This window comes from Pirellulales bacterium (genome assembly GCA_036499395.1).
Taxonomy (GTDB): domain Bacteria; phylum Planctomycetota; class Planctomycetia; order Pirellulales; family JACPPG01; genus JACPPG01.
This window is the reverse complement of record DASYDW010000134.1, coordinates 1-12,943: the sequence shown is the minus strand read 5'-3', so window position 1 is coordinate 12,943 and position 12,943 is coordinate 1. Positions and strand designations below refer to the sequence as shown.

The following is a 12,943-nucleotide window of genomic DNA, read 5'->3' as shown; positions in this document are numbered from 1 at the left end:
TAGAATGGCGTCATGAACCGGTCGCCCCCGCCCAACCACCGACGATGGTTTCGCTTCAACCTGCGAACATTGCTTGTTGCATGGACGGGTATGGCCCTTTTTCTAGGTTGGATCGCCTTCGCCCCCCCAGGCACCTACAGCATTTGGTCGGTGCCCGCGCAAAGAAGTTCCCCCGGCAAAAAGTTTTGGTTGCGCTGGAAATATGCGGACGGTCCGGTCGTCAATGAGCGAATAGCTGTTGATTTTGATCAGTTTCCTGTTTGTCGAAAGTGCATTTTCATCTCCGCCAGGGGCAATATAAGGGGCACGGAATACCGGATGATCGTGCTGATCGCCGCCGAACGGCTGATCCTACCCGTTTGGGTCCTGGCCGCGATTGTTGCTTGGAAAATCGGCTGGGTGATCGCCGCGAGTCAACGCGGCCAAATGCTTAGGCGCACCTGGATGGATAATTCCGCGCGCAACATTTCTCTCTATACGCGTCACATCCTGTTCATGCTCCTCGGGGTCGCGGCTTGCTGGTTGGGATATAACCTGAATTGGGCTAAGCAGCGGCACATTGCATTACAACAGGCAGCTATACCACTGCGATCATGGAACACGGTTGGCGCACCATGGTCCCTACGCTGGTTCGGTGAACTCGGAGTTGCCGAGATCGTTGTCCAAGAGGGAAGCGAACAGCGCCTTCAGGGGCTATTCCCCGAATCGCGTCTCGTGCGGGGATCAGAATGGCAGGCACAAAATCCAGGCTAAACCGCCCAGGCGTGATCGGGATGGGCCGATTTCCGAAGCATTGGCAAGCCCTAACGGGGTGGGAATGGCCGCAGGCCGAGCCGACCAGCGTCCGGATGCCGTCGCCCCTCAGGCATCCGTGTCCTTCGTTGAGATTCGCCCCAACCAATGAGCCAGGCGCACTAAGACACCGTAGGCTACGAGTCCTACCAGCGGGCTGAGCAGAACGACACTGTCCGCCCACCCCTGCTTCCTGGCGAGCCAGCTGGAACCCCAACCGCCGAGTAGAACCACACTGACGAGAGTGCACAGGAGCGGCGCGAGAAACAAACGCCGCCTGCCTCGATCGAAATCGGCAATGAGCCGGCACACAACGGCAATGACGACAACGATCGCGGTGATCTCGATCATTTTGCGGAGCACGTCGACCATGCCCCGATCCTACCGTGCCGCCGCTCCCGCATCCCGCAATAAAAATAGCCTGGATTTCAAATCCCGCGGGGTTACCGCTCGGCAGTTTAATCGGACTTATCGAAGTTGGGCGTTCGACGTGCCCGGAAATCCTTTCGGCCCGCTCATCGAATTTGGCAAGAGTTACATAAACTTCCTTCTTGCCTTCTCACGGTTTCACCTTTATCGTTCGGCTACGGCGGATTCGTGAAAACGGTCCGCGGCGTCTTGGACGACGTCTCTCAGAGTATCTGGGGGAACGTTTCGGGTATTTGCCGGGGCAGGCATGGGCAATGGGGCAGTATAGAGATCGATTATTCCCGATCTGCGATTCGGCAGGTCCGTCCCGTAATGGGGCGGAAATCGCCGAGTTCCTCTTGCGCAGCGAATTCGCTGACCGCGCTGCGCGCACGCCCTTGCGCCTGAAACCGTCGCCAGTACCTCGTGCGCTGTCGTAATTATCTCAATTGTTAAGTCGGCATCTTTGTACATTCGGAGCACGCTCATGAAGAAATGGACCGGTCGTCTTCTGACGACAACAATCGGCGCGGTATTAGTGGCCGCATTCGCGGTTTCAACGCCGATTGCCTTCGGCAAACAAATGACATTCACAATCGACAGCACGCGAAGCGGCTTGACCCTTTCGCTCGATAGCAAGCCGGGCGTTCCCATCACCACCGCGCAATTCCCCGGCAGCGACCGGACAAGCCTGTCGGGCACACAGAACGTCGACATTACCGGCAATATCCTGACGTTCATATCCACAGCTAACGCTCAATTTGGCCTGCAATCCTCGCCCGTTTCGCCGGCCGTGGGCGGAACGTACCCTGGCAGTGCCTCCGGTCAGTACGGGCTGCTGGCGTCGATCCCTGGCCTCGTCGGCGGACCCGGACCGGGCGGTGCTGGATTGATTGCCGTGCGGGGATTCGTGGGCGATATCCGCAGTGGCGCGATCGCTCTAAGCGGCAGTTCATTTCGAGCGGATCAGGTCTCCTTGGTCCTCGCTGGTGGCCAGGCCGATGCCAATCTGACGTTCCCCTCGGGGCCGTTCATCGGCACCGATCCCCTGTCAGGCTTCGATGTGAATCAACTCTCCGGCGGCACACTCACGGTCAGCGGCAACGTCTACACGCTGACTTTGCCGATCTTCGCCAGCTCGTCACTTACCGTCGGCCCGGCGACCGTCCTGGAAACCTATTCAGGCCAGGTCGTCGCCACAGCCGTAGTGCCCGAGCCCGCAACCTGGATTCTGGTAGCCCTCGGCGGCGCGGCGTTGATCGCGCGTCGGCGCTTCCGCACGTCGTAATCTCTTTCGGTGCAAGCGCGCATCGTCAACCAACGAGAACCTGTGAATCAGGCCGGCCTGGCAATGAGTCAGGCCGGCCCTTTTCATGGACGCAGCGGCTATTCGCGGTCACTCGCGATAGAATGCCAGTTATGGGCAATTTCCCCTTCAATTACTTCCGTCGGCCACATCGAGTTTCGTTGATTTCTGCCGTCCTGATTGCAGCGGCAGTTGGCGTTTTGAATTGTCACGGAGACCTCGTTTCCGCCGGCCCTATCGCTTTCTGCGGACATGTCCCGACATACATTCAGACCCAAGCCCCCCAGTTTTCGCACGAATACGGGTGGCCCTCTAAGTTCGCTGATGGGAATGGCGCGAATGAAACGTCGTGGGTTTGGCAGAAACAGGCCGGCCCTTTCGACTTCCGCGGCATAACAATTGACGTTGTTGTCGGCGTCCTAGCTGTGTCGGCCGCTGTCGCAATCTTCGAATATCGGCTTGCGCGTCGTGGCTCTCTTTGGCGTTTCACACTAGCCGATCTTGCCGGCGTCTTTACACTCGCAGCCATCGCGCTTGCGTGGATCAAATACCAGGAATCCCAGGCGATCGAAGCAGATCGCATTGTGAGGCTCCTGCATGATCGTGGCTCTTTCGCCTACACGGCCGAACGTTCGCCTCGCTGGATCAGGCCTTTCATCCGGGAAATGGGACTGCCGATCTTCCGCCGCCTGACCGAAGTCGGTTTCGAAGAAGTTCTCGATGACCAGGATGCTGATCGGATCGCGGATCTGTTCGGGTCGGTGAACACGATCGAGGAGATTTCGTTCTACTCCCCATGCCCCTCGCTCTCCGACGCGGGGTTGACGAAGATCATCGGCAAAAATGCGCCGGAAACCATTCGCATTCAAGGTTGCAATGTTCGCGGAGAGTTTTTAGCTACCCTGCCCCCCAATACTCTCAAAGAACTGGTGGCAGGCGCGTGTGAGATCGATGATGCGAATTTCGCCGCGATCGCAAGTCAATCGAAACTTCAATTGCTGCAAGTGTGGAAAAACCCGATTACAAACAAGGGTATCGCCAGCCTCGTTTCGTCCCGACAGCTGCGGGTATTAGACCTGTTCGGCACCGCCACTGATGACGACGGGCTCGACGTGCTGCGGCGCCTCCCCGATCTGGAGGTGCTCGTCGTACCGAACGATGGCAGCTTTGGACCAGAGGCCGTTTCTCAACTAAACGCGGCCTCCCCCTCGTTGGTTGTCGAAGTCCCTCCGCGTGGCCATGATCCGTCGAAGACGATTCGCTGGGTTCGCCCATGACCGATGAAAGGCACGCGTCAGCCGTTTGTGCCGCTAGCCTGTAATCCCAAGACTTTCCGTGACGGTCATTCGAAAAAAAGCTCCATGGAATTCATCGTCGCAGTCGGAACAATCGTTGCCGGGGTTTGTTTTGCCGCCGCAACTGTGAGTTTCCTTCTTTGGCTGAAAATGAAAACGCCGGTTGCCCGCAGCCGACTTGTTAAAACGAACCTGCGCCAGCGGCTCCGTTTCGGCACGACCACCATGCTCGCGATGATGGCCGTCGTGGCGCTGGCGGTCGTATTGTTTCGCGAAACCAAACGAACATTTTTGGAAGGAACCTGGCACGGCGATGTGAAACACGGCGGTCCGCAGTTCGCCGACTCCAGCCTGTTGATTCACTACGATCGGATGACTCTGGTCGAACATGAGCAGGCGAAGACATTTCGCTTCGAATTCCCGAAGCGTTTCCGCGCCGAAGAGATCGACCTGCACGGGCCAGATGGCCTTCAACTGGGGTTGTTCTCAGCATCCGAACGCCAATTGCAATTGCAGATCGCAGCCCCTGGCGAGCCGCGCCCTCTACAAGCACGTCCTGCAGCCAGTTCCAGCGGTTCACACTTCTATCTATTCGGGCGCGGTCCGCCGTGAACCTGTACTCCGCACCCCACCCCGAATTGACCCCCTTCGGAAACCCCGGTAAACTACCGGGCTTGCCAGTGCGAACGGCCCGCACTCTGTAGGACAGGCATTTGCCCGTCCCACGACACCCCAGGCCGAGTGCGTAATTGAACGCCGGACGCCCCGGGCGACCTTCTCGCCCCATGGGACTTTTGCCGGTGTGCCACGAGCGAGGAGCTACAAGTGTCGACAGTTCTCGTTAAGGAGTTGATCGAAGCGGGAGTTCACTTCGGCCACAGGGCCAGTCGTTGGAATCCCAAGATGCGGCCCTATATCTATGGCCGCCGCAACCTGATTCATATCATTGACGTCCGCGAAACGATCCGCGGGCTGATCCGCGCCAAGAAGTACATCAGCCAGGTCGCGGCCGGCGGCAGCCTGGTACTGTTCGTCGGAACCAAGCGTCAGGCGTCCGAGACCATCGAGCGCGAATCGCGCCGCTGCGGCATGCCCTATGTCGACGATCGCTGGCTGGGCGGAGCGCTGACGAACTTCCGCACGATTCGCAGCCGTTTGACCCGTCTGGAAGAGCTCGACGCTCTAAAGACTGGCGATCAGATGGCCGCGTACTCGAAGAAGATGCAATCGGCGCTCAATCGCGAATATCGCAAGATGATGCGCAACCTCGACGGCATCCGCACGATGAACCGTCTGCCCGAGTGCATGATCGTGATCGATCCGAAGAAGGAAAAGAACGCGATTCGCGAGGCCCGCGCGCTGGGCGTCACGACCGTGGCCTTGATCGATACTGACTGCGATCCAGACGTGGTCGATCTGCCCATCCCCGGTAACGACGACAGCATTCGTTCGATCGAGCTGGTCGTGCAGCAACTGGCGGACGCCGTTCTGGAAGGCAAAGCCAGCGGTGCAGCCGGCCTAGGCGGCAAGGACAAGGGCCAGATGGACGCCTACACCAGCCCGGACGACGGCAGCGACAAAGACGCCGAGTAGAGGAACGCCGGATCGCGGGCGCCCGTCGGCAGAGAAATCTCGCCCGGCGTCGTGCCCTGCGGCCGATTCCCAATCCTCGTCTTTGTTGTTGTTCGCACGGTATCCCGGCGACGGGTTCTTTCTCGAAAGACCGACGGCGGGGCGTTGCCTTTGAGCAGTCGTTCGTGCCGCGAGCGTGTCCTGGGCGTGAACCTGGCGCGCGGTCGGTATTGTCTAACTATTTGCCGAGTTCGGCGCTCACCATGTCGACCTCGCTACAATAATCATCAAGGCTTTAACCACAGGCCGTTAAAGGGAGATAAATCAACTATGGCAGAGATCACCGCAAAGGCGGTCATGGCGCTGCGTGAACGCACCGGACTGCCCATGATGGATTGTAAGAAGGCGCTGCAGGATGCCGGGGGCGATGAGAATACCGCCGTCGAATTGCTGCGCAAGGCGGGGATCAAGACGGCCGAGACGCGCGTCGGTCGCGAAACCTCGGCCGGCCGCGTGGCGGTCTACGTCGACATGGCCAAGGGCGTGGGCGCCATGGTCGAACTGCAGTGCGAAAGCGCTCCGGTCGCCAGCAGCGCCGAGTTCATTCAATTTGCCAACGACCTGGCCAAGCAATTGGCCACAGGCCCCGGGGCCAAAACGCCTGACGAGCTGCTCGCCCAGCCCTCGCCCAGCAAGCCGGGTCAGACGCTCGCCGAAGTGAAGCTCGACATGTTCAATCGCATCCGCGAGGTGTTCAACCTGTCGCGGATCGTCCGAATCGACGCGCCGACCGGCGGCTACGCCCATCACACCGGCAGCACCGGCGTGCTGATCGAGGTCGAAGGGGGCAACGCCGACACGGCGAAAGAGATCGCGATGCATGTCGCCGCGATGCGTCCCTCGGCCGTGACGAAGGAAGACCTCGATTCGGCAGCCGTCGACAAAGAGCGCGAAATTCTGACCGAGGCCGCCCGCAAGGAAGGTAAGCCCGAGAACATCCTGGCCAAGATGGTCGAGGGGCGGATGAAGAATTTCTACGCCGACCGGGTCCTCAGCGAGCAGCCGTTCGTGAAGGACGACAAGAAGACCGTCGGCACCGTGGCCAAAGAGGCCGCGATGAAGCTGAAGCGGTTTATCCTGTGGGAATTGGGCAAGTCGTAGTCCGCGAATTTCGCGTCCTATACTTGGTTTTACGTCATGGCGGGATCGTTTTTCACGAAGTGCGACCATGAGTCGCGCTCGACGAACAACCTGTCGTGCCATGAGAACTGAACCATACCCTAGCACACGGAAGTAAACGACGATGTCCGACGTTCCGCCGAGTTACAAGCGCGTCGTGTTGAAGCTCTCGGGCGAGAGTTTCAGCCACGCCGGAGAACGCGGGATCAGCATGGAGGCAGTCGTCCACATCGCGGAGCAAACTGCGAAGGCCGCCGCACGTGGCGTGCAGATTGCGATCGTGATCGGCGGCGGCAATATTCTGCGCGGCGCGCAGTTCGCCTCGGCCAGTGCGCGCATCCAGGAAGCCACGAGCCATTACATGGGCATGCTGGCCACGGTCATCAACGGCCTGGCCCTGCAGGACGCCTTGGAATCGGTCGGCTGCGCCACGCGGCTCTCGTCGGCCATCCGCATGGACGGCGTCGCCGAGCCCTACATCCGCCGTCGTGCCACCCGGCACCTGGAAAAGGGTCGGATCGTGATCCTTGCCTGCGGCACCGGCAGCCCGTTCGTTACGACCGATACCGCGGCCGCGCAGCGGGCTTTGGAGTTGGACGCCGATATCCTGCTCAAGGCCACCCGCGTCGACGGTGTCTACAGCGACGACCCGGAAAAGAACCCGCACGCCGTGCTCTACAGCGAGTTGACCTACCACGCCGTTCGCGAACAGAATTTGCGCGTGATGGATTCGACCGCGATCACGCAGTGCATGGAACACGACATGCCGATCAAGGTCTTCAACTTCCGCAAGGAAGGAAACATCGTGCGTGCCGTCAGTGGCGAAAAGATTGGAACCCTGATCCGCAGCAAAGTCGCCGAAGCACGATAGCCAGCGCATCCGTTCCTCATTCATCACTCATCACTTGGATGCCTCATGAGCGCCGACGATATTTTGCTGGACGTCGAAGAACGGATGGACAAAGCGATCGACGTGCTGAAACACTCGCTGACCGGCATTCGCACCGGCCGCGCTAACCCTGGCCTGGTCGATTCGCTGCGGGTCGAAGCCTACGGCTCGCCCGTTCCGATGAAGCAACTGGCCAGCGTCGGCGTGCCTCCGGACCAGCCCTCGCAAATCGTGATTCGCCCTTTCGACCCAGGCACGCTCAAGGACATTGAAAAGGCGATCCAAGCCAGTGGGCTGGGCTTCAATCCTATGAGCGACGGTCGCGTGCTGCGCCTGAACGTACCGCCGCTATCGGGCGAAGTGCGTCGCAAGATGGTGGGCCGCATCAAGGAGCTGACCGAAGAGGCCAAGGTCGCGATCCGCAACGTCCGCCGCGACGGCAACAAGGACGCCGACCAGGCCGAAAAGGACAAGAAAATGTCCGAGGATGATTCCAAAGGTCTCAAGGAAGAGATTCAAGAGCTCACCAAGAAGTACGAATCCCGCGCCAACGAACTAGCCCGCTCGCGCGAAGCTGAAGTCATGGAAGAGTAAGGCGACGGTTGCCGGTTTGCCGGTCTCTGCGCCGTCAAAATGACGCCATCCCCTCCGCCCGCCCGCCGACGATGGTTTCAATTTGGCATTGGGACGATGCTCATCGTCGTGACAGTATTTGCGATTTGGCTGGGATGCGAGCTGCATCAGATACGCGAGCGAGACCGGCTACTCCGGACTACCGAGTTTCTTCGCCTGTTTGAGTATCGACCGAGAAACGTAGCAGTACAGCCGAATCCAGCCCTCTCACTCCGCCGCTTCATCCACGTCGCCGCAGGGCCGCCTCCGCAAACAAATATTCCGTTTGTTTGGCGACTGCTGGGAGACAAGCCTGTCGTGGATATGGACCTTTTTCTTCCCTCCGATGACTATTCAGCTCGCGAAGCCCGTCGGATCCAGTCGCTCTTTCCTGAATGCGCGGTAACTATCATTGGCGTCGATCGTTAATAATGAAGCGGCAGGCGGACTATAAATCCAAAGCCGACTAGGCCAGCAACTTTGAGCTAAAACTCGCCCCAAATGAGAAATCACGACCAGATTTTCGTCCGCTGCGATCGTTCCCTCTTTCGTTCATTATTCTGCATTCATCGCTCATCATTCTCCTCATGACTATTGTCACTCCCATCGCCGGCGTGATGCGGATGTCTCGGGTGGCCGTTGTGGCGCATCGCGGGGCTAGTCGCGTTGCCCCGGAGAATACGCTGCCCGCCTTCGAGGCCGCCGTGCGATTGGGCGTCGACATGGTCGAGCTCGATTATCTGCACACGGCTGACGGCGTGCCCGTTGCTTTTCACGACGAAGAACTGGATCGGCTGACGAACGCCCGCACCTTCTGGGGCGGTGAAAAGATCCCGCTAGCCACGAAGACCCTGGCGGAGCTAAAAATGCTCGACGCTGGCAGTTGGTTTGCGCCGCAGTTCGCCGGCACGCGCATTCCCACGCTCGAAGAAGCAATCAACGCGATCCTGCCCGGCTCGCTTCCCTTGATCGAACGCAAGTCGGGGGACGCCGCGACGTTCGTCGAGTTGATCGAGCGCAAGCACTGCGCGGCCCGTGTGGCGGTGATGGCCTTCGATTGGGATTTTCTGCGCGAGTGCCATCGGCTGGCGCCGCACCTGACGCTCGGGGCCCTTGGCGAGCACGATTTGACCGCCAGCCAACTCGACGAAATTACATCGTTCGGCGCGAAGTTCGTCGGCTGGAACAACGAGCATCTCACCAAATCGTTCATCGACGCCATTCACGAGCGCGGGCTGCGCGCATCGGTCTGGACCGTCGACGACCCGCGGCGGGCCGAAGAATTGATCGGCCAGGGCATCAACATGATCACAAGCAACCTGCCCGACGTGATCAAACGCGTGGTATCCGCGACGCGCCCGCACTAGCCAGCCGGCCATCGCCCGCACTCGTCTCGCTAGCATCCCGCTGCCAGCGTCCGGGCATCATCGGCCTTGACCCGTTCCGACCGGTCTACCTATACTCCCCCGCCCATTGATCCCCCCGCGCGCGAAGGAGATGGGTTGACCTACCCGCATCCTTCGCGATTCGCTGACCCAATTTGACCGGAGATACGGCATGTCAGGCATGGAAGCCGGAGCGCCGCAGCTTTACGCGCGCAGGACCTGGAAAAATCGACTGGCGCTTGTCGCCGGAACGCTTTCGATCGTGGGAACCGCCATCGCGGTTCGCGCTCTGTGGGGACCGGCGCCCGCCGGCGCTCAATTTCCTCTGACCGCCAAGGCTCCGTCGAAGAGCTCCAGCACGGCCAAGGCCGCTCCGCCCGTCGAGCAGAAGATGCGGATCATGGCGGTGGTCAACAATCAACAGATCACGCGCGACGATCTGGGGCGCGAGTGCATGTTGCATCACGGCAAGGACGTGCTCGAAAGTCTGGTCAACAAGTATTTGATCGCCGAGCACTGCAAGATGCGCAACATCGTCATCACGACTAAGGAGGTCGATGCCGAGATTGATCGCATGGCCGACCGCTTCGGCATGCCCACCCAGCAATGGCTTTCGATGCTGAAGGACGAGCGCGGCATCACCACGGCACAATATGCCAAAGACATCGTCTGGCCGACGTTGGCCCTGCGCAAGCTGGCCGATTCACGGCTGCAAGTCACGCCCGAAGATCTGCAACAAGCTTACGAGACGCAGTTCGGCCCAGCCGTGCAGGTCCGCGTGATCACGACTGCCGATCCGAAGAAGGCCCAGGGCCTGCGCGCCGAAGTGATGAAGAATCCCGAAGAATTCGGCAACATCGCCAAGGAAGAATCCGAAGACGCCGGTAGCGCAAGCGCCAAGGGAATGATCCAGCCGGTACGCAAGCACATGGGAGACGTGACGATCGAGAAGGTCGCCTTCGGCATGAAGGAAGGTGAAATCTCGGAAATCTTCCAGGTGCAAAACCAGTTTATCTTCATGAAGTGCGAAGCCCTGGTGGCGGCCCGCCCGGTGCCGATGGACCAGGTGCAAAAGCTGCTGACCGAAGCGATCCGCGACAAGAAGCTGCGCCTGGCTGCCAAGGACGTGTTCGAAGAATTGCAGAAGCAAACCGTCGTCGAGAATATCTTCAACAATCCTGAGAAGCGTGCGAAGAACCCGGGCGTTGCCGCCACCGTCAACGGAAACCCGATCATGATGCAGGAGCTGGCCGAAGAATGCATCGAGCGGCACGGCAAGGACAGTCTGAAGGGACTGATCAATCACCGGCTGGTCGAGCAGGCCTGCCAGAAGAGGAAGATCCAGGTTACACCGCCGGAAATGGATGCCGAGATCTTGCGCTCGGCGTCGATCGGCGTGAAGCCGCGTCCTGATGGTTCACCTGACGTCGAGGCGTGGAAGAAGTACGTGATGGAAGAACAATCGATGGCCTGGGACGTGTACCTGCACGAGGTCATTTGGCCCGAGGTAGCGCTAAAGAAGCTGGCCGGTGACAAGGTGCAAATCGCGGAAGAAGATTTGCACAAAGGGTTCGACGCCAACTACGGCCCGCGCGTCCGCGTGCGTGCCATCGTCTTGAACCATCAGCGCCGCGCCCAGGAAGTGTGGGAGCTGGCGCGCAAGATCCCGTCGATCGAGAAGCTGGCCAAACGTCCGGCCGAACGGACGGCCGGCGGAGTCTGGTCCGAGCCTTCGCCCGAAGTGCGCGCCGTGATCGACGAGGCCGCCAAGCAGTTCGGCAAACTCGCCGCGCAATATTCGATCGAGGTCGGCAGCAACGCCCTGGAAGGCGAAGTCCCGCCGATCCAGCGATTCAGCGGCCGTCCGCTGCTCGAGCAGGAAGCATTTCAACTACGGGCCGGCGAACTGTCCGGCATCGTGCAGTTCGGCGAAAAGTTCGTGATCCTCTTCTGCGAGGGCCGCACCAAGCCGATCAGCGTGAAATACGAAGAGGTTCGCAATCAGATCGCCGACGACGTCCGCGATAAGAAGATGCGCGTCGCCATGGCCGACGAATTCGCCAAGATTCAGGACGCCGCCACGATCGACAATTACCTGGCCGGCACCACGCAGTCCGGCAAACAAGACGAGCGTGCGATGTTCCAACGTGCAAGCGCCGAGCAGGAAGTCGACGCCAACGTCCCGCGCACCTCGCACAACGGCCCCACGGCAAGCCGGATGCCGGGCGGCATGAAGGCCAACGCCGGCCCCGTAACGCCGCTGTTGAAATAAGCGGGCGGCGCCGCCCCCAGGGCCGTGTGTTCAACGCCCCTAATCAAGGCGATTCCGGATCAATGCGAGTACTGCCCGGCCTGTAGGCGTGGAATCGCCTGCTTCAACTTGGCGATACCGGCGCCGGTCACGCCCGGCGAATAACGCACGAAGACGTCCGCCAGCTTCGGCAACTGCAGAAGCGGCGCGAGGCCGTCGTCGGTGAAGCGCGTGTAATCGAAGTACAGATACCCGAGCCCCTTCGCTGTGACGATCTTCTTCAGCCCCTCGTCGGTCAATCCTTCGTCGGGCGTCATGTCTGCGACTCCGCCCACGGTCAGATTTCGCAACTTCGGAAACAACCTGAGGTAATCGAACAACGAGTCGTTGAGCACGTGCCCCGTCAGATCGAGGTGCTCGAGTTTTTGGCAATCGGCCAGGTAGCGCAGGCCCGGACCGGCCACGCGGCAGTTGTTCAAGTGAAGGCTCGTCAATTCGCTACACGTTTGCAAAGCTAACAGCCCCTCGTCTGTGATTGGTGCGTCGTGCAACACAACGCGCTGCAGGTGGGGCAGGTCAGCGAACACCGCCATGCCGGCATCGGTGATCAACGGGCTGTAGAGGAACACTGATTCCAAATTCTGCGCCGATCGCAGGGCGAGCAACCCGTCGTCCGTCAGCTTCTTGCTGAAAAACTGCACAGACTGCAACTTCTCCATCCACGCAACCGCCGCGAGCGACTGATCCGTAAGTTCCAGGCTCCACAGGTCGATCTGTTCCAGCGATTTCGATCGTGCCAGGTTGCGAACACCTTCGTCGGTGAACTGCTTGGTGCTTAACGACAAGTATTCGAGGTTCGGCATGTTGGCCAGATGAATCAAACCGGCATCGTTGATTGCGGGCAAAAATAGTTGCAGCGTCGTGACCTTCGGTAGCGAGACGAGCGCCGCCAGTCCCGCATCCGTAATTTGCGGGGCGTTCAGCCCCAGCAGCTTCAGATTCGGGCAAGCCACTAACGACGGCAGACAAGCGTCGGTCAATTGTTCGCCCCCGATGCGAATCGACTCGACTCCTTCGAGGTCCTTAAGTCGGACGACGCCCGCGTCCGTAAGATTCGGACCGCTGATGTTGCATACATAGACGTTGCGCAGATCGGTAACCCGGCCAATCAGTTCGTCGGTAACCAGCGGGCCTTTGAGGTCGATCTGCAGCGACGGTTCATTATTGCGCGTGCCGGTCGTCTGCACGGATTGC

12 protein-coding genes are annotated in these 12,943 nt (G+C 59.9%); 9 read left to right on the top strand and 3 right to left on the bottom strand.

Features of this window, described 5'->3' with window-relative positions:
• Nucleotides 1–12: 12 nt before the first annotated feature.
• A complete protein-coding gene (locus VGN12_27560; GenBank protein HEY4313239.1) occupies nucleotides 13–753 on the top strand; it encodes a hypothetical protein in 741 nt (246 codons plus the stop codon).
• Between the two features lie 108 nt (nucleotides 754–861).
• Here VGN12_27560 and VGN12_27555 read toward each other — a convergent pair whose 3' ends face one another.
• The gene (locus VGN12_27555; GenBank protein ID HEY4313238.1) at nucleotides 862–1,164 is read right to left on the bottom strand and encodes a hypothetical protein; all 303 of its coding nucleotides are present in this window, start codon (nucleotides 1,162–1,164) and stop codon (nucleotides 862–864) included.
• Nucleotides 1,165–1,687: 523 nt separating this feature from the next.
• On the opposite strand from VGN12_27555, the gene VGN12_27550 reads away from it, so the two are divergent.
• Both VGN12_27550 and VGN12_27545 read left to right on the top strand, forming a co-directional pair.
• Nucleotides 1,688–2,488, top strand: a complete 801-nt coding sequence (locus VGN12_27550) for a PEP-CTERM sorting domain-containing protein (GenBank protein ID HEY4313237.1) — start codon at nucleotides 1,688–1,690, stop codon at nucleotides 2,486–2,488.
• A 779-nt stretch (nucleotides 2,489–3,267) separates the two neighbouring features.
• A complete protein-coding gene (locus VGN12_27545) occupies nucleotides 3,268–3,783 on the top strand; it encodes a hypothetical protein (GenBank protein ID HEY4313236.1) in 516 nt (171 codons plus the stop codon).
• 33 nt (nucleotides 3,784–3,816) lie between these two features.
• Here VGN12_27545 and VGN12_27540 read toward each other — a convergent pair whose 3' ends face one another.
• Entirely contained in the window at nucleotides 3,817–4,275 is a 459-nt protein-coding gene (locus VGN12_27540) for a hypothetical protein (GenBank protein ID HEY4313235.1), read from the bottom strand.
• Between the two features lie 351 nt (nucleotides 4,276–4,626).
• On the opposite strand from VGN12_27540, the gene rpsB reads away from it, so the two are divergent.
• The 6 genes from rpsB to VGN12_27510 all read left to right on the top strand — a co-directional run bounded on the left by rpsB (nucleotide 4,627) and on the right by VGN12_27510 (nucleotide 11,710).
• A complete protein-coding gene (gene rpsB, locus VGN12_27535) occupies nucleotides 4,627–5,394 on the top strand; it encodes a 30S ribosomal protein S2 (protein HEY4313234.1) in 768 nt (255 codons plus the stop codon).
• Nucleotides 5,395–5,703: 309 nt separating this feature from the next.
• Nucleotides 5,704–6,534 (top strand): translation elongation factor Ts, encoded by an 831-nt coding sequence (tsf, locus tag VGN12_27530; GenBank protein HEY4313233.1) that lies wholly within the window; start codon nucleotides 5,704–5,706, stop codon nucleotides 6,532–6,534.
• A 142-nt stretch (nucleotides 6,535–6,676) separates the two neighbouring features.
• A complete protein-coding gene (gene pyrH, locus VGN12_27525) occupies nucleotides 6,677–7,423 on the top strand; it encodes a UMP kinase (protein HEY4313232.1) in 747 nt (248 codons plus the stop codon).
• Between the two features lie 45 nt (nucleotides 7,424–7,468).
• On the top strand, nucleotides 7,469–8,035 hold the full coding sequence (gene frr / locus VGN12_27520) for a ribosome recycling factor (GenBank protein ID HEY4313231.1): 567 nt from the start codon (nucleotides 7,469–7,471) through the stop codon (nucleotides 8,033–8,035).
• Nucleotides 8,036–8,640: 605 nt separating this feature from the next.
• A complete protein-coding gene (locus VGN12_27515) occupies nucleotides 8,641–9,420 on the top strand; it encodes a glycerophosphodiester phosphodiesterase family protein (protein HEY4313230.1) in 780 nt (259 codons plus the stop codon).
• A 190-nt stretch (nucleotides 9,421–9,610) separates the two neighbouring features.
• Nucleotides 9,611–11,710, top strand: coding sequence for a peptidylprolyl isomerase (locus tag VGN12_27510; protein ID HEY4313229.1), 2,100 nt, complete (start codon nucleotides 9,611–9,613; stop codon nucleotides 11,708–11,710).
• Nucleotides 11,711–11,769: 59 nt separating this feature from the next.
• Here the strand turns inward: VGN12_27510 and VGN12_27505 are convergent.
• Nucleotides 11,770–12,943 (bottom strand): hypothetical protein (locus VGN12_27505; GenBank protein ID HEY4313228.1); only part of this gene is annotated, 1,174 nt, incomplete at its 5' end.

What these genes read in the sequence shown, in the direction of transcription:
- VGN12_27555 (HEY4313238.1), bottom strand. Translation starts at nt 1,164, where the DNA reads ATGGTCGACGTGCTCCGCAAAATGATCGAGATCACCGCGATCGTTGTC.
- tsf (HEY4313233.1), top strand. Translation starts at nt 5,704, where the DNA reads ATGGCAGAGATCACCGCAAAGGCGGTCATGGCGCTGCGTGAACGCACC.
- pyrH (HEY4313232.1), top strand. Translation starts at nt 6,677, where the DNA reads ATGTCCGACGTTCCGCCGAGTTACAAGCGCGTCGTGTTGAAGCTCTCG.
- frr (HEY4313231.1), top strand. Translation starts at nt 7,469, where the DNA reads ATGAGCGCCGACGATATTTTGCTGGACGTCGAAGAACGGATGGACAAA.
- VGN12_27515 (HEY4313230.1), top strand. Translation starts at nt 8,641, where the DNA reads ATGACTATTGTCACTCCCATCGCCGGCGTGATGCGGATGTCTCGGGTG.
- VGN12_27560 (HEY4313239.1), top strand. Translation starts at nt 13, where the DNA reads ATGAACCGGTCGCCCCCGCCCAACCACCGACGATGGTTTCGCTTCAAC.
- VGN12_27510 (HEY4313229.1), top strand. Translation starts at nt 9,611, where the DNA reads ATGTCAGGCATGGAAGCCGGAGCGCCGCAGCTTTACGCGCGCAGGACC.
- VGN12_27550 (HEY4313237.1), top strand. Translation starts at nt 1,688, where the DNA reads ATGAAGAAATGGACCGGTCGTCTTCTGACGACAACAATCGGCGCGGTA.